The sequence below is a fragment of the Natronomonas amylolytica genome (assembly GCF_037031205.1).
In the GTDB taxonomy this organism is placed as follows: domain Archaea; phylum Halobacteriota; class Halobacteria; order Halobacteriales; family Haloarculaceae; genus Natronomonas; species Natronomonas amylolytica.
In genome coordinates, this window is the sequence record NZ_JAYEZM010000002.1 from 105,962 (window position 1) to 126,732 (window position 20,771).

16 protein-coding genes are annotated in these 20,771 nt (G+C 50.8%); 5 read left to right on the forward strand and 11 right to left on the reverse strand.

Annotation, left to right across the window (positions count from 1 at the left end; all coding sequences use genetic code 11):
* Positions 1 to 18: 18 nt before the first annotated feature.
* The 6 genes from pglX to U5914_RS03545 form a co-directional block, all read right to left on the reverse strand.
* Positions 19 to 3,729 carry a BREX-1 system adenine-specific DNA-methyltransferase PglX gene (gene pglX / locus U5914_RS03520; RefSeq protein WP_336134210.1) on the reverse strand — a complete coding sequence of 1,237 codons (3,711 nt, stop codon included), beginning with the start codon at positions 3,727 to 3,729 and terminating at the stop codon, positions 19 to 21.
* A gap of 170 nt (positions 3,730 to 3,899) precedes the next feature.
* Positions 3,900 to 4,853, reverse strand: a complete 954-nt coding sequence (locus U5914_RS03525) for an endonuclease NucS domain-containing protein (RefSeq protein ID WP_336134211.1) — start codon at positions 4,851 to 4,853, stop codon at positions 3,900 to 3,902.
* Between the two features lie 116 nt (positions 4,854 to 4,969).
* Positions 4,970 to 8,614, reverse strand: a complete 3,645-nt coding sequence (brxC, locus tag U5914_RS03530) for a BREX system P-loop protein BrxC (RefSeq protein ID WP_336134212.1) — start codon at positions 8,612 to 8,614, stop codon at positions 4,970 to 4,972.
* On the reverse strand, positions 8,607 to 9,176 hold the full coding sequence (locus U5914_RS03535; RefSeq protein WP_336134214.1) for a BREX protein BrxB domain-containing protein: 570 nt from the start codon (positions 9,174 to 9,176) through the stop codon (positions 8,607 to 8,609). Before U5914_RS03535 ends, brxC begins: the two co-directional genes overlap by 8 nt.
* The gene (locus U5914_RS03540; RefSeq protein WP_336134216.1) at positions 9,166 to 9,978 is read right to left on the reverse strand and encodes a BrxA family protein; all 813 of its coding nucleotides are present in this window, start codon (positions 9,976 to 9,978) and stop codon (positions 9,166 to 9,168) included. Before U5914_RS03540 ends, U5914_RS03535 begins: the two co-directional genes overlap by 11 nt.
* A 9-nt stretch (positions 9,979 to 9,987) precedes the next feature.
* Complete coding sequence (locus tag U5914_RS03545; RefSeq protein ID WP_336134218.1) at positions 9,988 to 10,644, reverse strand: BrxE family protein; 657 nt, start codon at positions 10,642 to 10,644, stop codon at positions 9,988 to 9,990.
* A 459-nt stretch (positions 10,645 to 11,103) separates the two neighbouring features.
* Here U5914_RS03545 and U5914_RS03550 point away from each other — a divergent pair, with 459 nt between their 5' ends.
* On the forward strand, positions 11,104 to 11,925 hold the full coding sequence (locus tag U5914_RS03550) for a metallophosphoesterase (protein ID WP_336134219.1): 822 nt from the start codon (positions 11,104 to 11,106) through the stop codon (positions 11,923 to 11,925).
* A gap of 125 nt (positions 11,926 to 12,050) precedes the next feature.
* A complete protein-coding gene (locus U5914_RS03555; protein ID WP_256309249.1) occupies positions 12,051 to 12,248 on the forward strand; it encodes a hypothetical protein in 198 nt (65 codons plus the stop codon).
* A gap of 359 nt (positions 12,249 to 12,607) precedes the next feature.
* Here U5914_RS03555 and U5914_RS03560 read toward each other — a convergent pair whose 3' ends face one another.
* The 3 genes from U5914_RS03560 to U5914_RS03570 all read right to left on the reverse strand — a co-directional run bounded on the left by U5914_RS03560 (position 12,608) and on the right by U5914_RS03570 (position 14,490).
* Positions 12,608 to 13,429 carry an IS5 family transposase gene (locus U5914_RS03560; RefSeq protein WP_256309246.1) on the reverse strand — a complete coding sequence of 274 codons (822 nt, stop codon included), beginning with the start codon at positions 13,427 to 13,429 and terminating at the stop codon, positions 12,608 to 12,610.
* Positions 13,430 to 13,767: 338 nt separating this feature from the next.
* A complete protein-coding gene (locus U5914_RS03565) occupies positions 13,768 to 14,130 on the reverse strand; it encodes a DUF7344 domain-containing protein (protein ID WP_336134220.1) in 363 nt (120 codons plus the stop codon).
* Between the two features lie 63 nt (positions 14,131 to 14,193).
* Positions 14,194 to 14,490: a hypothetical protein gene (locus tag U5914_RS03570; protein WP_336134222.1), complete on the reverse strand. Its 297-nt coding sequence runs from the start codon at positions 14,488 to 14,490 to the stop codon at positions 14,194 to 14,196.
* Positions 14,491 to 14,629: 139 nt separating this feature from the next.
* On the opposite strand from U5914_RS03570, the gene U5914_RS03575 reads away from it, so the two are divergent.
* Positions 14,630 to 15,358, forward strand: coding sequence for a hypothetical protein (locus U5914_RS03575; RefSeq protein ID WP_336134223.1), 729 nt, complete (start codon positions 14,630 to 14,632; stop codon positions 15,356 to 15,358).
* A 247-nt stretch (positions 15,359 to 15,605) separates the two neighbouring features.
* Positions 15,606 to 16,523, forward strand: coding sequence for a DNA adenine methylase (locus U5914_RS03580; RefSeq protein ID WP_336134633.1), 918 nt, complete (start codon positions 15,606 to 15,608; stop codon positions 16,521 to 16,523).
* Positions 16,524 to 17,195: 672 nt separating this feature from the next.
* Here U5914_RS03580 and U5914_RS03585 read toward each other — a convergent pair.
* Positions 17,196 to 18,734 (reverse strand): hypothetical protein, encoded by a 1,539-nt coding sequence (locus U5914_RS03585; RefSeq protein ID WP_336134224.1) that lies wholly within the window; start codon positions 18,732 to 18,734, stop codon positions 17,196 to 17,198.
* Positions 18,735 to 18,772: 38 nt separating this feature from the next.
* Positions 18,773 to 19,693 carry a hypothetical protein gene (locus tag U5914_RS03590; RefSeq protein ID WP_336134225.1) on the reverse strand — a complete coding sequence of 307 codons (921 nt, stop codon included), beginning with the start codon at positions 19,691 to 19,693 and terminating at the stop codon, positions 18,773 to 18,775.
* Between the two features lie 277 nt (positions 19,694 to 19,970).
* Here U5914_RS03590 and U5914_RS03595 point away from each other — a divergent pair, with 277 nt between their 5' ends.
* On the forward strand, positions 19,971 to 20,762 hold the full coding sequence (locus U5914_RS03595; protein ID WP_336134228.1) for a hypothetical protein: 792 nt from the start codon (positions 19,971 to 19,973) through the stop codon (positions 20,760 to 20,762).
* Positions 20,763 to 20,771: the final 9 nt, after the last annotated feature.

Consider the following 20,771-nt stretch of genomic DNA (forward strand, 5'->3'; position numbering starts at 1 on the left):
TGGAATGGCAGATATCCGTTATCTCGAATAGCTTGATTTCAGTTTAGGGAGCCCCGTCTCAAGTACATCGAACTGATCCCACTCCTTGATGTTTTCCCATATTCCATCATCCACATTAACGGTGACACCATCGTCAATCATTTTGTCGATAGTATCTCGGAATTCTCTGATATCGTCGAGAGCGTTTTGAACCTCTTCTTTCCTGTTTAGGAGTTGCTTATCAGGGTTCTCACCGTTCGCTTGTGCATTTAGGGTTTCGAGTTCGTTTTCAAGTTCGTTGATACGGGGGTCGAGATACTGCCCACGAAGTTTGGGAAGCGTATTTGAGTCAATATCATGGTAGTAGACAAAGCAACTGAAAGCGCCTTCACGACTTTCTAACTGCCAATAGATTGGGATTCGCTGACCTCTGCGCCGATACTTCTTACAGTGGTGATATCGGAAGAAGTCATCGAGTAACCAATCTTCGGGGGTTTTTCCTAGAATATCTTCTAACTGTTTTCGGGCCTGACGTGGGTCAACAAATAGAGATTCCAGCCCTTTTTTAACTAATTCATCGCCCTCCCCAACACTTGAGGAACCGAACACCATAATCTCATCCGAAGTTCCTGGGATATCAGTATCCCATCGTCCGAATATACTTCCGAGGAGGAATGATAAGACATCCCCTGCAGTTTCCTCTAACTCATCTTTCCCATACAACTCATACTCATATCTCAATTGGGCCACAACAATAGGACTCAAACCAACTTTTTCAGATAAGGTTCTCAGGTTGGTTTCGTCAGAGTCTGAAATGATAGCTAACTTTTCCTCGAACTCAGAGTCAGACAATTCCATAACTGGGACATCATACTCTTTCTGGCCACCATCAACTCGTTCAATATGGGGGAGTTTAGATAGATTCGATGGGAGATTCTCGTACATCTGTTCAACAGTTTTGGTTATTTCATATTCATCAAGGATAATATCATCAATTACTCCTTGAATGATTTCAACATTAGCTTTGTCTAAGTCCTGTTCAAACAGAAGCTGATAGACTCCCTCAGAAGTCACACTAGAGAACTTCTCTGGGCTGAAGTCCGAGCCCAACTCATCCAGCTTTGCGATCTCTTTACGTGATTGAATTCCGGATTCAACCTGCTCTACAACTTCTTCTTCATTGCGTGGTTCCGTTTTTATCGGGAACCGCTTTCCATCACCCGCCTCAAAGTGAAGTCCAGGGTTAATCCCGTTAGCGATGAAACGGTACAAAATCGAATTTAGAACTCCTATGAGATATTTACTGTTGATGTCCTCAGATTGGACGTAGATTGCAGTCTGACTAAATATCATCTCTTCCGTGAACGATCTCGCCACTAGATAGTTGCCAAAGTTTCTATAGGTTAGACCTGGCGTAAAGTAGAATTGTTCGTTTGGCGTTCCGTTTCCGCCGTCTGAATTTCTTATTTCTTCACCGTCATTTTCCCAGAGGAGGAAATCATCAGCGATATCATAGAACGGCTCTTGAGAACCACTTTTTTGATAAAGAGCGTATTTTTCCTCAAGGTCTCCTTTGCTTACTTCCCACCATTTTCTTAGGAATCTTTCATCATCTCCTGTCGCTAACCCTTGCCTCACATCTGCTACATCCTCTAATTTCGGATAATCCGTGAAGAGTCGAAGCGTCTCCTCTCCAAACCAATAGACAAATGGCCGGCGACCGATATCCTTGAATCGTTTTTGCGAAAAAGTATAAACATCCTTATGTGATGAACCGTTTCGTAGAGCGTCTGATATCAATCTCAGTCCCTTGATTGTTTTTTCATGAGTATCGTACTCGTCCTGTTCGTGAGTCATTCGATAGAACCGGGACAGTTCCCCTTCGTCAGGAGTGTCGGGCCTCAGAACGAATGGGATTGTAAATGGCCTGTCCTTCATTGAGAAAGAATGTCCAGACAGATGGGCGGCCTCGATAAAGTAGCTCTCGTTCAATAATTTCTTACGGAGCCCCCGGAAGTAGTACAGGAACATGAAGTTCTCAGGAGTGACCAAAGTGGCATGACCATTATCCCTTGCAAACGATAGACATCTTTCGATGAATGCACCATAGACATCTGATTTCCCCTTGTAATTGTCTCTCAGGAACTGTTTCAGCGTGTCCCCCATCTTCTTACTCTGTAGATAAGGAGGATTTGTGACGACAACGTCATACTCGTCAATTAAAACATCCAGGATCTCAACGGTCTTTCCAACTTCCTCAGCGAACATCTCCTCAACCGGGTCATTACGCTCTAAAGCTGATGTAGCTAGCTCTCGGACATTCTGTAACAGACGGGTTTTGAGTTCATCCCAAGTCTCTTCCCGGCCTTCTGAGACGAACGTAGATTGAGTAGTTAGGTTACCATCGTCAGTAAACTGGGCTTGGCCTTTCGACTCGAATGTTTCCCGATATTCTTCCAAAATATCGTCTATCCGGTCTTCAATTTCTACAAGGCTCCCCACCTCGCGGATATTATCAAAGCTTCTCCAGACTTGCTCTAAAATCTCTTCCTCTAGTTCGGAGCGAGCGCGGTCTAAAACATCTTGCTTCCGGTCACCATTAATCAGCACTGCGTCTGCGGATACAATATTCAGTTGAGGAATCGTTACTTCTGGTGACTTTTTCTTTGCCTTCAGATATAGTGAAAGGGCCGCAATCTGTGTCGCTCCAGAATCAATATCGATTCCATAGAGATTGTTTCGAAGAATTTCACGTGGGATGTACTCTTCAGGAATCTCACCTTCCTCCAGATACATTTGATAAAGTACGTCAAAGGCATAGAACAGCATATGGCCGCTGCCACAAGCAGGGTCAAGCACCGTAATGTCCTCGACCGCTTTTACCTCTCGATCAATTAAGGAGTCTTCCAACGGGGCAAGGTAGAAGCAATTCTCTTCATCGTCGATATTTGTCTGTTCGCCGTGCATTTCGAGCCATGTCCGGCCCAGGGAATTATCGACCATCCACTCGACGATGTATCGAGGAGTAAACAGTTGGGTCTTCGTAGCGATGTCGGTTCCCGCGATTTTGTAGTTTTCTTCGTCAACGCGCTCGTCGATTTCCTCGCGTTCCTCCTCACCGAAGTACTGGTATACCCAACCCAATGCTTCGTCGCTCTCCCAAGCTTCGTCGTCGATCGCATCCAGTTCGTCAAGCACTTTCTCACGCACCTGTGAATCAAGGTCGATAGCGGTGTGTTCGGATTCCTCGAATATCATCCGAATCTCTGCACCGATTTCTTGGTACGCGAGGTCAAGTGCAGCACCGAAGCCGTCATCAGGGGCGTTGGTAAGCTCGCCGGCAATCTCGGCCACAGTATGATGTATATATGACCGATTGCCGTACTCCGGACGCTCAGTAATAGTCTCCTCAACCAGTCCACGAACCTCGATCGTCTTCAGCGCGACAAATCGGTTGAGATAGGTCTTCGTCGCTTCACGGACGTAGTTGGATATCGACCGCTCTAGATCACCTTCCGTGGATTCGAGTTCCCGCTCGATAGCCGCATCCAGCGTCCGTCGGGTGTGGCGCCCTTCAGCAGAGAGGTGCGACAAATCTTCGAGGGGAAGCCGTTTGCTCTCGTAGATACCGTACTTTTCGAGTTGTCGACGGAGCTCGTCTTCGAGCGTGTTCCGCGTGCTTAGGATGGTGCTTCGAATCGTCGAGCGTCGCTCCGAGGAAAGTCCTGGTTGACCGTGTGTTGTGGACATGGGTTTAGAGGGTCACGTACCGCTGGGAGACGGGCGGGACGACAGTACGCTGTGTCGTGGTTCCCACCCGCGATGACATACCACCTGAAAGTACGCGATGTGTCTTATAATTGTGGGAGACGTAAGGGTGGTACAGGGGTACGGTGAATCCACCCATGACCACCCAGAACCTAATCTAATGACACCTTGTCGTATTCGAGTGCCACCTGGTATCTGTGCAGCGTTATGTCGTAATTCTCGATCTCCGATCGGATGGTATCGTGATCGTAGAAATCTTCAGCGACCAATTTCCCTCGGACAGTCCCCTCGTGTTCGTTCTGTATATTGTCGATATAGCGACGGAGTTGTCTAGCTGCAGTCGGGCCCGCCGCGTCGATCTTCGTTTCGACGACAGTGATACCATCGCCATCGGAAAGGAAGACGAAGTCAGCGAATCCACCGTTTTCCGTCTGATATTCCTGTTCAACCGTCCCCGGAACGATTTCAGTATCTGCTTGGAATTTGTCGGGATGGTCAGCGATGTGTTCTTGAATTACCCGCTCGCTAAATTCAAAATCATACGTTTTGGGGTGAATCGATGGCGCTGCGTGGAGTTGGTCAACGAGTTCCTGTAACGCCGAATGTGTTGTCTCCTTAGGGTTCCACTGTTGGAGTGTACTGGGAAGATGAGTCGAGGCGCTTCCACCCATCTGGAACTTTTCAGATAGCTCTTTTCGTGCAACGGGGCCGTCGTTATAGAGCCATTTTGTCACATCTCGATGAAGAAGATGACCAAAGTCGTCCTCAACCGGTGCATCCCATCGCTTGAGATCACCAACTTCGGCAACACCTCGAATTACACTCTTTCCCCGGATGTGTCGCTGCCCGATGACGATGACGATGTCTCCATCTTCCATCGGCGCTCTAGTTCCACCTTCCTTCCCAGCAAAACAATTCAGTACACCCAGGGTGTATCCGATATCTTGACCATACTGTTCTTCGAGCACGTCTTTGATTTCGCCTTCTGGTGCTCCCTCGTCTACCATCTCTGCCACTTCACTCCATCCGACGGAGACGATATCTTCCTGATCCCAATACGGGAAGAATTCTCGGTGTCCTGACTTCAGCAAGTAGTAGTCTGTCATTCTACTTTCAGACGATAAAGTTCCAATAATAAAGATACGGTCCCATTTTCGACTACTGAATTATTCAGTAGTCGAAAACAAGGCGCTGTAGGCTCCTCTTCTATTGTCGAAACAGACTATCTAAAGCGGATTTCGACATCTCCCTCTTGATCGAGGAGTTCTTCGACCTTCTCTCGGAGGTCAGCGATTGGCTCGTCGATGTCATTCGGGTCGGTTACAACGGTACTTCCGAAGATAGCGGACGTGTCTACCTTCTCGCGGATTTTTCCATCGCCGCCATCCTCTTCGAGGTCGTCGATCTCATTCTTGGCCGAACTCTCGTACGCATCAACGGTCTGGATATGTTCGATGAGCCGCGTGAGAGAGGGGCTCGGGTTGATATGCTCCTCGTTGGAGATATCCAAATCCACCGACGCGTCGCCCTGTCGTTCCGTCAAATCAGAAATTGCCGAGTTGAGGTCGGCGTCTTCGATGTCATCGCCAGCGTAGGCTTTGACGGTCTCGATTGAGTTAGTGTATGTCTCATACCGTTTCTCATACAGGGTTTCGTACGTGGAGGCGAAGGCTTCGGCTGCCTTTCGATAATCCGTTTTGACGTCGTTCCATTGGTCTATGACGCCTTCTGTATCCAGCGTGTCCTCCACACGGGTGGCAGCTTCGCGGGCCTCATCACTCACGTCGACGAGTGTGGGATGGTCACCGGCCTCGTCGATGAGAGAGTCCCATTCGGTCGACATGAACCGCTGAATCGTCTCGTACTCCTCAAGGTGATTTTCGCCGCCGGTCACACCACAGAAACCGGAGACGTCCTTCGCTGTCTTGGCGAGTCCTTCCAGTTCGTTCTCGAACTCGACGAACTTCTTGATACGCTTGGCTGATGTGGGTTGTTGAATCAGATTATTAAGCCGAGTTTGGAATTGTTCGACATCGTCGGCTAGCGGGAAATCCACCCGTTTAAGCTGCGAGAGGAGGGTACTCGTCGTCGATTCCCACTCGTTTGCCGCCTCTCGAATGCCTTCATCGACCGCTTGGTCGGTGGACTTGACCTTGCGATCGAACAACCGGTCGAGCAGCTGCTTCGCGTCTGTCCGTGTTTCTACACCGACGGTTTCCCGCTCATCGAACGAGGTGGATTTGAATTTCGTAACTTGGGTGAATAGCTCCTGTGCCCCGTCTTCTGTGTACGTTCCGTATGTTCGCTCCTTGTAGGTCGGGATAATCGAACCATTCCGGAAGAGGACGGCAGCAGCGAGCCGAACGACTTCTCGGCTCCACCCATAGGGTGGCTCTGCGAAGTGGTCAATCAGGTCACCGCCTGTACGGTTTTCACCTGCTTTTTCGCGGCGCTGAATCTCGTCTTCAACCTCAGAGGCAATTCGGGCCTCTGCGATGAGTTCTCCATCCTTAACTACACCCAGCTCAGAGAAGACCGATGGATTCGACGAGCCTTGGAGGTCACCGAAAATCTCCGAGATGTGGCGATCTTTGACAGACGCAGAGCCGTGTTTGAAATCGGTGAAGACTTTCGGAATGGCGTTGTCAGCCTTTCGCGCAACGAGAGAGCTAAGTGAGGTGTTAGTCGCGTCGAATTCGTCAGTATCGCCGTTGTAGATTAACGTCCCTTTCTGGAAGCTACGCTTGAACTCGCGTTCGACTTCATCGCGGAGGCGCTGGAGATCCTCCTGCTTCTGTCCAAGTGCTTCCTGTTCCTCTTGGCTGAGTTCGTCCCCGCGTTTCGTCTTGACAACGGTGTTAATCTGGAATATGGACTTGAGCTTCTCGTAAATGTCGTGTTGCTTCTCATCGTCAGCAATCCAATATAACGTCCCATCCTCGCTGAAACTCTGGGTCTTCAGACCATCTGGGTCGAGATCTTCGTATCGCTGGAAAATCGGGGAGTAGGTTTTCAGGTCGATATACCCCTTCGAACTGACCTCTTCACCATCTATATTGAGATTTAGTTGGAACGTCTGGCCCTGATAATTGACACGCGACGTTTCGTCAAGAATGTCGTTCAGGAATCGTTTGGATGAACGTCGGATATCGCCGGGGCCGACTTCGATTCCCTTGATTTCGTTTTCAAGCTCCCGTTCGGTTTCCCGGAGGAATCGGTAACCTTCCTCGCTACGACCGACGTAACCGGCATCAACGAGGGCATCGAGCGTGTCTTCGACCTCGCCTTCTAGCACTTGGGTCGGGCCGAGCTCCCGCTGGAGTGACGTCGCAATATTGTCTGCAGTATTCGGAATCCAAGACAACTGTTGGAGGAGATAGAGTGATTTGAGGACGCGCCGTGAAATTTCCGGATCTGCGTTCTTCGGTCTCGCTTCCCGGATCGATTTGACGTCACTACTGGGGATGTCATTACTGATCTCATCGAAAATCATGTCCAGCGTAACGAGGGCCCCAAGTTCGTCGTTGTATAGGTACTCCTCGTCTTTGAGAACGCTTTGAGTGACGTCGATTAGCGTTCGCTCGCTCCCGGCGAGCTGGTCGTCTGATCCCTTCCCGAGGGCCTTGAACATCTCCGGAAGGATATCGAGTTGATAGGGTAGGAATGGGTAACAGTCGATGAAATTCTCCTGATTAATCGGCTTTAGACTCTGGCTGGAATCTAACTTGTACCGGGCCGAAAGGATGCCCTCGTGCTCATCATAAAGGTCGCCGATTATGCCTCTGAACTCGCCTTTCTTGCTAAGGACACGATCTCGAACGACCTTGTCGAGGTTTTCGGAGGTGAGGTCAAATCGGTGAGGGAAGCGATCGATGACCTTCGACTCCTCTGCTTCCTTCTCCAAAACGCCAGGAATCAGCTGTTGGAGTTGTTCTTGGGAAGTGACGCCGAGGAAGACCTTCCCGTTCCCTTTGAGACCGAATTGCTCAACGATACTCTGCAGTTCGAGGAGAAGTTGGCCATCGTCGCCGATGAATTGGGAAATTTCGTCGATGAAGACGAAGTAACGGCAGTTGTTCCCAGTCTCTTTTTCTCGTTGTTCGACGTGATCAACTATGTCACCAGCAAGTGTTGAGGCATCGATTCGGACGTTATCTTGGACATCGTCAATCGCGCGGGCAGCGTCCTCTTTGCTGTCGAATTCGTCGGTTCCCTCAACTAACGCAGTCTCCATGTCCGAGCGGACGAACATGGCATCTTTGCGCGCCTCTGTCCAGTCTTTCCCAGTATTTGCTTCGATAGTCTCGACGAAGTCGTCAAAGACGCCCCGGGATTCGAGTTCTTGTTCCATCTCGGCCACCCAAGGCATCGACGCGTAGCCACGTGAGATGTTGAACTCGCGGTGGATAATCTCGGTAATGGATTCGCTGCCCGATGCATCGGCTTTTGCGCCGATCTGGAACATCAACACCTCAGAATCGAACTTCTGGGTGACAGACGAGACCGCCCCATCGAGCATTTCGTTGCCCTCGATGCGGTCTCGGAACATGTCCGCAGCTTGGGTATCCTCGAATTCTCGGTTTTCCAGGACATGGCCGAGAATCTTCATGAAGTGGCTCTTACCAGAGCCGAAGAAGCCCGAGACCCACATGCCGACATCCTCTGTCTGCGTATGCTCGGTATCGATGACGGCTTCCAGAGCATCGGAGAAGTGTCGCTCAAGTTGTGGCGTGAGGATGTACTCTTCGAGCTCTTTCTTGACTACGCTCGGATCATCGTTGTCGACTTTGACGACCCGATCGATTTTCCGGTTGATCGGTCGATAGAAAATCTCGTGGATTTGGCTGGAGGTTGTAGTGTCACTCATGTCCGATCACCCTTGCGCGGTAATATGTTCCTTCAGATTCATCGAGGAATCTTAAACTCTCGTTATCGACTTTTGCCGGATAACAGAATACGATTGGGGTGTCGTCTGGTGTGTTCATCTCTAATTGCCCCATCAATGTGGAAGCGCTAGCGAATGGGTAGAGAATCCCCATTCGGTAGACGATTACAGTATCAGCCTCTTCTGCTCGTGTTGCAATCGTCGAAGCCAACTCTCCCATTTTCCCATCATCGAGCAGCGATGATTTCAGTCCGTCAAGTAGCTGATCTCTATCGCGGCGTTCGAGGTCGATGACGTTCTCCAAGATACCGCGATCTTCGAGGGTTGCGAACACCAACTCGCGCATGTCGATTCCGGCAACGTTCTGGTCGTGATATTCTAGCTTGTCAATGAGGTTTCTGACCTCCTCATCGACCTCGATCTCGTCGGCAGGGTCGTAAGTGAATACGATGAAGGGAACGCCCGCTCGTTTCCCGACCTCGTCGCGGTCAGCTCGAACGAGTCGCTCCACCTCTTCGAGCCGTTCTTGGAAGTCAGAAGGCATCGATCAACTCCTCCATACTGTCGTACTTTCGCACCAAGCGTTCCGTTGAACCGCGCTTTTCGTAGGACACATATTCGGGTGAGATATCGCGGAGCCGCCGCTGGACTTCGGATTCGTTCATGAGTAGTAGCTTCCAGTCCTCGTGCTCGATGATTTCTGATGCGGATTTCGCACCTTTCTGGAACAGTCGGTAGACGACGTACGCGATGGTTTCATCAGGAACGTAGGTGACTGCGAACTCCTTACGTTGAGTCCCCTCCAGAAGCCCGAAGTTACGAAGAGCGGTAAGGTACTTCGTCGCTGCTTCATTAATTGTTGATTCCGAGCGCTCCCGCAAATCCGCATAGCCCTCTTGAACCGATTTGATGAACTCGACGATATCTACTGCCTGAACTGAGAGGGTTCCACGCTCGAATTCAGGGAAGAGGAAATTCACCGTGACCAGACGGATGAAGGGGTCTTGAGCGAATTCATAGTAGAGACACCAGTCGGCGACGTCAGTACGGACATCCGCAGCCATAACCTGCATCAGCGGTGTTTCGGTGTATTCCTCTTTGTCGGGAATATGGCGACGAGTGACCTCGCGGAGGATGTTCGTCCGATACTCGTCGGTATTCTTGTTCAGTATGTTTTCCTCTACGACTCGGTGCTCCAGTTCTTCATACGAGCTACACTCAACGTAAGTCCGAAGGATACGCTTCGTTTCGTCGATATACGTACTGTGATGAGCAATCTTGGGGTCGATACTCTCCTCTGGTTCGTCCCCATCTCCGTCCTCCGATTCGATATGCTCGTTACTCATACGAATGCATCACGCGTTCTCCGATTTAAGCTCTGACTCCAGAGAGTAGTACGGTACTCGAAGCTGGTCGGTACAATATCCATATGCTTGCAAAAGTGTCGTGAGAAGTCTCCATTTCTCCGGCTCGATCTCGTCCTGCGTATATCCGTTCTCGTTAAGCAAGAACGATTCACCATCCCCTGGCTCCTGAAAGGAGTCCGAATCAGGTGCGCCTGAAATATTCGCTTCTGTTTCTGCTATGACCCCAGCAGTCCAGCCTTCGTCGAGTGTGCTAACAGAGAGGTCTTCTAACGCCTCTAGCGTGAGTTCGTCGTCACTCTTGATTTCCTCGATAGCAGCGGTAAGGCGGGATTCCATTTGCGGCCCGAAGGAGAACAACGAGATGGAGTCGTCAGGGAGTCGATCTGCTTCTGCTTTGCGTCCGACTTTGAATGCCAAGTCAATCTGAGCTTTTAGCTGTGTTTTCGGAGTTACTTCCGAGAGCCGAGCACGGCCAGTCTCCGATAAAACCCGGGACTCCCACCAGTCTTGGTTGTTCGACTCGCCGACTCGTTCTATCAGAAGCCGCGAAGCGACAAGATCCAGGAAGAAGTCGTCCTCTATCCCTACGTCATAGAGGGTCTCCTTGGTTGAAATGAATGCATCAACGATGGCGGTCGAGGTCATACGAGTCCCCACGATTGGGGAGGGTATAGAACCAGCGTCTCCAATTACTGGAGGATAGCCCGGTAGGTTAGTGGAATCGCCGGGTTGATACCGACTGACGGTGTCGAATTGGAACACACGATGGGTTCTGGGAATGAATTGACGGAGCTCTATGATTGTCTGTCTGTATTGTATGATTCGCTGCCGTCTGGGACGGATTCTGAATGGGAACTCGCGGTGAAGTCCGTACTGTTCGGGGGAGAACTATTAGCTGAAGATGCGTCGAGTTACGGGAAGCAGCAGAACGAACGAAACCTGGGTAGGCGGAAGGATTACGCGCGGCGGCATGGAAATGGAGATCGGGTTACTGACTTCTCGGCGATTTCAGTAGGAGAGCCAAGGCCGAAGGATCAGCGTTACGTGCCGTCTGGTGCGGTACTTCCGGTTGCCCCTACGTCTGGAGAAGTTCTTCCCGTAATAGTGTCTGAGGATGAGGTCGATTATGCGATTTCGTTACTCGCTGAGCTCCCGGCTGAGCCATCGGCTGACCGTCCCGGTGACGGTGTCGACGAACTGCTTAACCCAGATCGTGTTCGCCAGGCCCGGAAAAATATCGGTGGACGCACCGCGAGTAAGGAGACGACAGTATTGTTCGTGAGTGATACGCACCTTGGGTATGAGAATCGAGTAAAAACGGGGAGTGGGAGTACCGTATCGTGGGTTCGTGATATTTCGAGTCGAGAGACGTTCGAACGAATTCTACAGATTGCTACGGAACAGAGTGTTGATGCTATCATTCACACGGGAGATATCTTGGATCATGAAGTGGATGAAGCCACGCTGAGTACTACCGAATCGTTCCTCTCGGCGTTATCGGCGCTTGATATTCCGGTATACTGTATTATTGGGTCTCACGACCATAACTCGGCAGATCCACAGCATCCGAATTCTGTTGATGGAATTGCTTGGCTCAAAGAGCAAGTCAATCAAGGGCATCTCGTAGAGTTAACGACCGACCAGACGCCTGTAGCTGGTGGGCCGCTCGATGCGTATGGAATCTCCGCTGAGAATGTGGGTATCGATGACGTGGGGAAATACCACTCTCGGGAATGGTCTCCCTCCGATATCACGTTCGGTGTCGCGTCATCAGGGCCGAACGTGCTATGCCTGCATGATGGGTTCACGCCCTACCGTAGCTCCAAGGCCGATGTTGATTTGAATCACTTACTCGCGCAGGCACGGGTGTCTTTTGACTGTGTAGGCTCTGTTGAAATCCTCTTCTTTAGACATGTGTTCCCGTGAATCTACTGTACACTACACATGCATATTGAATGCGGATCGCTGGCTGTCACTCGGATAATCAAACATCAAATCTGTGTGAAAACCTTCGGGGTTAATCCGTTTTCAGAACCGAAGTATAGCAACTCATGACAGAGAACAACATTCCAGAAGATGCATACCGTAATGACCCTGTTTCTACCGATGAGGACGTTGCCCGACTCCGCCTCCAGCTCAAAGATCACTCTCTGGAGCAATTAGAGGCCATTGGGTTAGTCGAATGGGACAGAGAGGCCAACATCGTACGTAAAGGCCCAGATTTTGGAGATGAGAAATTGACTGAATAAAGGGGAAATACAGAGTGATACGTGGCCTCTCAAACTACCTGCAACAGTCGTTCGCTGAAGACTGCGGATTAAACCCGCCATGGTGCACAATGCCCAGATATTATCCTCCTGTGCGACAATCGGTTAATAATGAGAAGACAAGGACCGACAACGAAAGAAGAACTCCGTCAATCTCTGGATGAAATCATCCAACAGGCATATAATAATGGTGTAGACCTGAACGACGGTGCATATCCCCTTCAACATGATGATCAAGATACACCAGACTTTGAACTCATGCTCTTTCAACTGAAATCATAGCGCTTCGGAGCAGACACTCCGTCGCCTCACAGTGTGCGGTTTATCACTTGCACTGGTCGTTAGATTGCTTGGTCAAGATTGTGGACAATACACGCAAGTGCGAGTTCACGGAACTGCTTCCACCAGCGTCGTGAACGGACGAACGCGCCGTACTTCCGCTTGAGCGTTGAGTTAACTGTCTCTGATTGACTCCGTTGGCCGTAGAGGTCAGCGTCTAAGCGTGTATTCCATGCCTTGTGAAGCGATGTGAACTCACGATGCTTGATTAGTGGCCGAATCTCGTGTTGACGGGCAAGCCGTCTGATCTTCTGGTCGTCGTAGCCTTTGTCACCGAGCAGGATGTCGATAGTCTCGGGGTTGCGTTTGATCAACGAAGGAGCGATCTGGCTATCGTGTTTTCGTGTCGTCGTCACGTGTAGATCAAGGATTGCGTTCACTTTGGAATCGACTAGCAGTGTTACTTTGAGTTGCTGAATCGTGAGTTCGGCTCGTTTCGTGTAGTGTTTGGAAGCGTGACTGCGGTCGAATCCCGAAGCATCGATCCCCGCAACGCCATTGGTCGGGAGCAGTGATACAGAGAGATTGAGAAGCACTCGCCAGACAGCCATATCAAGTCTATCGAACGCTTTGCACAGTGTCGATGGGGCAGGCAGTTCAGTGAGATTGATCGCGTTCCGAATACGGGGCATCTCGATGAGTTCGTCGAGAAGTGTTCGATACGTCGTATCCTTTCGAACTTTGAGACACAGGAGAACGATGTGCTGATGGAGCGTGTAGTGTTGCTTCGAGAACTTCGAGGAGTATCGAGATACGGCACGTTGCGCTAACTGAAAGGCTTCCTCGACAAACCGGAGCAACCGAGACTTTGGGAGGGTCTGCATCTACTCAAGCTATCGACTGAACCTGTAACTCACTAAGGATTTCAACAGAGCCACTGTGTACTGATTGGCGACGAGCATCGACCGAAAAAGAAGGACTTCGATGATGGGTATACGTTCGAATCAGATGATGGGACACCGGTATTCTATACCGGGCCAGCGATACGGATTAGTGGACCGTACCGAGACCACGATGCGTTCGTGACGGAGCTTAGGATTTCTGCTGACGGAGTCACGGCGAAGCGGCATACAATATAACCGAAGCCGGACTGTTGGTGACTACAGAGACGATGCTAGGACGGCGTAGAGTAATTCTGACCAGTCCTCAACGAATCAGACTATCATAGCTCATTCTCGAAGTGCTCGTGTGCCCGATGGAGTGAGAATAATTCGGGGCGAACAACCACAGTTTGGGCACGATTGTCGTAATCAATCACACCGACTCCATCGTCTACCGAGAGTACCCCTAAGTGATTCTGGTGTAGTGCTACATAGCATGCGGTACGGTTCTGCCCGTCTGAGAGTCTATCTGCGAGGGTACTGACCGAGACTTCTGCCCCGACCTCGTACTCGGCGAGAAACTCCACAACACGGCGTCTGCGGTCGTTCGATAATACGTAATATGCATCATCAGAATCGATAGTCGACCTGTTCGACGAATCTTGCTTGGCGACGGTGTCTTTCAGCTTTTTGAGCAGTTGCATCGACTGATTCCTATCCGCAACTGCTCAAGGCGGTGGTATAAAGGCGGAGACCAGAACGATTTCTCACTCGCCCGACGCGACCATCTCATCTGTCGCACACACGGGACAGACTACTGCATTTTGGGCCTCGACATCAACCCCATGTCGAGGCGTTTTGCCACCAAGATGTGACCAACCTTGCTCGGTGATGTGAATGTATTCGTGAGCCATTCCTGGTTGCTTGACCATGTTCAACTCTTTCAGATTCGTTAGCGCGGTTCGGTGCCTCTCAGCATCGTACACCCCATCGATGCGTTCTTTAACGAGATGTTTGAGCATATGATAGTCGACGGGATCGTAGTAGGCGACGGTTTGGAGCATCACGCGTTCGACTGGTTTAGGTACTGAAGGCACACACGAGGCTCGTTCTGCTACGGTATCTATACGATGGGGCTAAAAATGTCAAAAACATGTTTTGTTTGTGCCTAGTTATAACGTAGGAATGGTGATACCTAACACGATGTCTGAGTTGGCCGATATCCATCCAACGATACAGCTAGATGAGACCGTGGAGCGGAAAAACGAGTCAGAACATCATTGGGCAATCAAAGCGGCTATTACGCATAGATTTCGCTCAGACCCAAGATATGTCGGTACTATTGAGACGGAAAAGAAAACGGCAGATTTGATTGGGGATGTCCGCTGCCAGCTCTCGGAGTCGCCGATAGATGTACCACGGCAATTCGTCGTCGAGGTGGAACGCTCTTCCTCGAATAAAGACCGACTTCGAGCCACAATCCAACATTTGCGCTTCGGATTTGACGTGTATTGGATTTTCACCGTTGACGCAACCGATGCGCGACGCCAAACAGAGTCACTCTTGGGAGAACATATGTCATCGCCCCCTTCCCTTGGGGTCGCTTCACTACCGGATGGCGAAATCTCTCTTGGCTCGCCAATTACCTGGGATGAGTTCGAGATTCCATCGCCATTTCTCGGTCAGCATGAATTCTACATACCGACGTATGACCGGGGTGTCGACTGTTTTGATCACGGGGACTTCCGGGTCGGCGACGAGGACGTGACGGTTTACAGCCGGCCCGAAAGAAATGGTGTGTACGTCTCTCGGCGTCTTGATGGGGGCCAACGGACACTCCCCTGTCAAGCACCATGGGATATGGATGAATTTCTTGAGGAATTGAGAAAGGGAGATATCAAACGGATATCCCCCGTTCGAGGAGCACCATAGTCAATCTGCTCAAGAGCCGGTACCGTGATGTACAAGATATAGTTGGATTACTGCCACAAAATAGAGAGACCGAAATAATCTCGTTATGCGCATCTATGTTCGCACTATGCCTACTCAGCGCGACAAAATTTGGTCTACAACATTGCGGTTGATAGAGTCTCAGCGGTCATTCACAGCGTCCGATATTCAAATAGAAATAGAGACAGAGCCACCGTCGAAAAGGACGGTACAAAATACTCTGGATGCGATGGAAACGCTAGGTTTTCTTCAGAGTGAGGGCGGTTCTGGAAGTGCACCAAAGGTTTTCTTTCCCCGAAAACCAGACTCAACGATTCAAGCTGGAGGTTATTCGCCCCGATCCAGTTCCACATCTAGCGTGTTTCCGTATCCTGGTGGAAAGGGTCACATCTCTGAGTGGATTATTGACTTGATGCCCCAGCACGATACCTATGTAGAGGTATTCGGTGGGGCAGCGGGTATTCTCTTCAATAAGCGTCGGTCAAAGTATGAAATCTACAACGACCATAACGAGGATTTGACACAATTCTTCTCGATTCTCCGTAACCGGGAGGAGGAACTTGCGGAGTGGCTTCAATCAGTTCCCTATTCGAGATCGCAGTACGAAGAGTGGGTAGCAGAATTTTATGACGGAGTACGGCCAGATGACCCTATTGAGCGAGCAGGCCGATTCTTTTCTATCCGCTATATGCAGTACATCGGAGTCTCATCATCACCGAACGGGTTCAAAACCAGAGCAAAGAGATCGCCCGCACGTACATTCGATAATGCTCGAAAACGAATCCATTCCCTAGCTCAGCGGTTCCGTGAAGTAACAGTCGAGAATCAGGGTTACCAAGCAATCCTAGAGAAGTACGACGATTCCTCTGTCGACGTTCTGTACTACCTAGATCCGCCTTACGTCGGGTCAGAGGGCCAATACGGAACTGAGTTTGAGTATCCGACCTTTGTCGACCAACTCCACAGCGTAGAGGGCGATTGGATGATGTCTTGTTCTCAAATCCCAGATGGTCTTGGTGACTACACGATTTTGGAGCGTACTGCCAGGCATCAGATGAAACGAAGCTCCGACGGTGTACGCGAAAAAGTCATCTGCAATTTTAACCCCAATGAACGAGTTCCCTTCATTACCGACAAAGGTACGTAATCGATATCCAGACGACCTCGCGGATCTGCAATATCTTCCGAATTTCATCGAATCGAGTAATGCTCGAATCACCTGCCAACAATCATGATTGACAACTCAGGGTCTATCGCCCCTACTGTAAGTCAGTTATAGTATCCCTGTGGAACCCAACCAATTCGGGCTTCATATAATATTTCTTTCATAGAGCGCTGGGTCGCGCTGCTCCCCAAGAAAGTACGCCCATTTTTCATATTCTGCATTGCATGATCCCCCAAACTTTGGGATGGTTTTGCCGACCATGCACGACCGATCGAGAGAGTATTGGGTGGTTTCGAGGAGTCAGCTGCTCAGATATTGGCTAAAAAACGATATATGAAAACTGTATACATTTGTAGCGGCCCAGGTAATGGGCTCGATGGGTGGTTTCAAGGCGCCTACGGCTCATTGCTTGTTTTATTCACGTTTTACTCTAGTGTGAAAACAACACAGTTTACGGAAGTAGCGAGATCGGCAGCTCAAAAAGTCCACAAAAGAGGTATCTGCGCTATAGGCGTGTTCAAATGTACTATCACTTCGGTAGTCAAGTTTTCAGCGACCTCCGACAGATTTTCCGAAGAATCGACGAGAAGATATTGATTGGTAATTATACCTACATGTGTTTCTAACGTCGGGATACCCCGACCATGATTCTTATCAGCCGATACAAATTCGCGTCAGATTGGGTGACGACTTCTGAGTCGAAGAGAGACTATTCGCTTGAATCTGTGCTTTGAGTAGACGCTGAGAGAGGAGTAACTCTTGGACATCTGCACCGGTCTTCGGGGCGAGTTGACCCCCTCCGTTTCGAGTCCAGCGGCCCGGAACCGAAGCCTCGTACTGGTGGGTCTTTCCCTCGACTAAGAGACCGACATCATCTAACCGACTCCTGTGCCGTTCGTACGATGACAGGGAGATATCGGCTTTCGAAAGAATCTCGGAGCGTTGCAGGGGAACCGCAGATCCGAACAGGGCACGCATCAGTTCTCGTGCAGACGGAGGTAGCCATGGATAGAGCTTCCGTGATGAGATACCACCTAACCCCTGCAGTAACGTCGATAGAGAGAGTGGGTTATTTGCTGGAGCGAGGGAATCAGCGGCGATCAACGCTTCTGCAATGTCGAACGGCGAGCACGTCAGAGATTTATGCGAGACATCACCAAACGCGTAGAGATAGGTTCGGGTGAGCGTCGACACATCGAGGTGACTCACCAAGTCTCGCTCTAGTCGGTCAAGCATTCCTTCAACGGTCTGCCGCAGACTCGCGTATGTATTCGCAGTCTGTACCTCGATCGGAATACAGATTCCCGTTTTCGTCCCCTTGGCGAACTGCCTACGGGGCGAGACTGAACGAAGTGTCTCGACGATATCCGCTCGGAAGCTCGTGACATCCGGGCCGACGATTACCCAGTTCGCACAGAGCGAAGCTTCCCGGTTGTTGCGATCAATCTCGACCGGCAGCCGATAGCCGAGTTTGTCACCATCCGTCTCCAATAGCATCCGAGAGGCGGAATTACCGCTATATGCCGCGTTTTTCGGAACCGTATTCTGAATGAAGTCGATGAACTTCTTATATCTCGCATCGTCGCGGGCCAACTGGTCGGTGTCCGGGAGTCGGATGTGGATCGTAAGGTCAAGTCCCGCGGTATCGTAGAGATTCGTGGCGGTAGCTAGTAGTCCGTGAGCCTCACAACACAACCTCTTCCAGACTGCTTGGCTGCTGCCCCTGGTACTGAGTCGACTGAGTAAGGAATCACCAACACGCCCGTACCGTGCCCGCAGGTTATCGTAATCCTGCTCGGCGTCCGACAGCCAGCCAAGTTGGCTACCGAGACGGAGAGTGTGGAGAGCCATTCCTCCCGAAAGGAGCGGATCGACTCGCGTAGGCGTCAGGATTTGGTCGAAGGCGTGGTTACTGAGTAAGGTAGCACCAAGACGCACGAGGGTAGGAACAGGGCCTCCCCATTGCACAGCCACATGTACCTCTTCGCCCGCCCGACCTAGGTACGTGGAACGTCCGTCAGGAAATTCCGAAATACGGTCATTGACGAGCGTGATACCTTCAGCGGACTGGCCAGCCGAGAGCCGATCTACCAGTTCCTGCTCACTCATCCAACAACCGACCGGCGATAGCTTGCGGGTGCTGGGCTGTCCGAAAACTCCGGCTGTGGCTTCGAGGCTGTCTTCGAAGGCCATACCCCCTTTAAAAGAGGTGGATGGATTCGCTCGTGACACTAGCCTTGTTTGCGGTTGAGGGGGGTCGAGGAACTGCCGCCGAGCTGGGATTGCTGGGGGTGGCGAACGTGAAGGTCTTCGGTCAATAACTCCTGAGCGAACCGACCTGAAGGAGTGAGACTCACCGAATTGTAGCGACCTCGCTCATCGACGGTCAGCAAACCGTGTTCTTGCTCTAGTTCACGATAGTACCGATCGATGGTACCAGCACTCAGGTCAAGCTCCTCCTCTGTCTTCAAATCTCGAACCTCCCGAGTGTATTTCTCTCCATCTGGGATTGCAGCGAGCAGTTGAATTCTTCCACCGGCTGGTTTGAACTGGCCAAGGATATCGAGGACTGCCTCGGGGTCAACATCCTCGTTGGATTCCTCAGAGTGGGGGTTCTGCGGGTGGGGAGTATTATTGCTCTCAGTAAGGTGGACATCTACCCATTCTGGGTGACGGTTTCTGAGGAACTCTTCGAACTGTGGTGGAACGATCAGCTCAATATCGGATGTTTTAGATAGTATACCGATGGTTTCGAGACCGCGTTCCCGCTGAGCGCGCTGGGTGTTCCGCCACACAGGGCCATCCAGAGAGAGGACGATGTGTGGAGTTTCTGTTCCGATTCCGATCAGTCGTACCGGCCCCGGCTCCAGTTCGTCGATATCAGAATTGAATTCGTCAGTTCCGGTTCCGATTCTGGTTAGTGTTCGGAGTGACGGTGGTTGATCATCCTCATCGGAATTGAGAGTTGGCCAATCTGCAGGAGATTTGTCACCCACACGAGCCGCGAATTTTGTAGCGGCGAAGGCGTACCAGCCGAATAGGGCTTCGACGTCGTATCGGTCGTCGAGAACTACAGGGATGACACCCTCGCGTTGTCGGCGGAGGAGTGCCGGGTCATACTGGTAGGATACTTCGCGGACGGCCTTGACCATCCAGGGGAGCATTTCTTCGAGTAGACTTGGAAGCCAGTCACGCCGTGCGGGCGTGATGTGCTTTTGGACGATATCTGGTTGGCTATCTGTCGCGTGCGGTGGTGCAAACCGAATCCCGCTTTGGGATTTTGCCCGCGACTCGTTCGTATTTTTGGAGGGCATATTGCAGTTGAAGAAACCACTCGGGGTATTTAACGGCACGTCAGACAAATGTTTAATATATATCATTTATTCCCGGAGTTTTAAATAGGGCTGCGTCAAGATTGTGGCGGTCTTCATGACCCAAAAGAAAGCGAATCACGGCCAAGAGAAGAATAGTTCACCAACCAAATCGGATCTCGGAGTCCGAGTCCCGTCGACAGTCTATGCGCAACTGGAAGCGCTCAAACAGTCGGGTATCGTGAATATGTATACAGAAGTCCGGGAAGGACTTCGTCAGTTCGGGCTCGACGAGGCGCATGACTGGCTCGGTGCCAATCCTGAGATGTACGCCATGGGGCTCGAAAAAGGGTTCACGCCTTCCAACCCCGAAGCTGTAGAAGAAGTCGATCCGGATGCGCTCAGAGCCTCGATTCCGGACGAGAGGAAGGAACCGACCCGCAATGACGCAGAGACGGTACACGAACAGCGGATATTGGATAATCTCCAGAGCATGCGTCAGTTCTCGGAGGTGGCTGACGAGTACTACTCCCGAGGAGAGTGGGGGGAGACGGCGTCTCTGACAGATGACGGACGTGAATTTGCGGAGTTGTTCGATCAAGGGTTCGGTCGTCAGCAGCGAGCATGCTACCGCAACGCGCTGTTATCAACGGCGACGTTCGGTACTCAGTACGATGTCACGTACGTCGAGGGCTACGTAATGGCAGATCCGCTGGGAACCCCCATCGCTCATGCCTGGGTAGAAGTCGACGATCGGGTCGTCGAGATGACCTTCCCGGAAGGCCCGAAGCCAGATTCCAACGCTGCGTATCTCGGCGTTGAATTCTCTCTTGATGAAGTGAAGTCGAAGGTGTTCGATGATGAAGTGGTCGAACCTCTCGTTCCCGATGAGCTTCAATTCCCAAAATAGATCCAAACG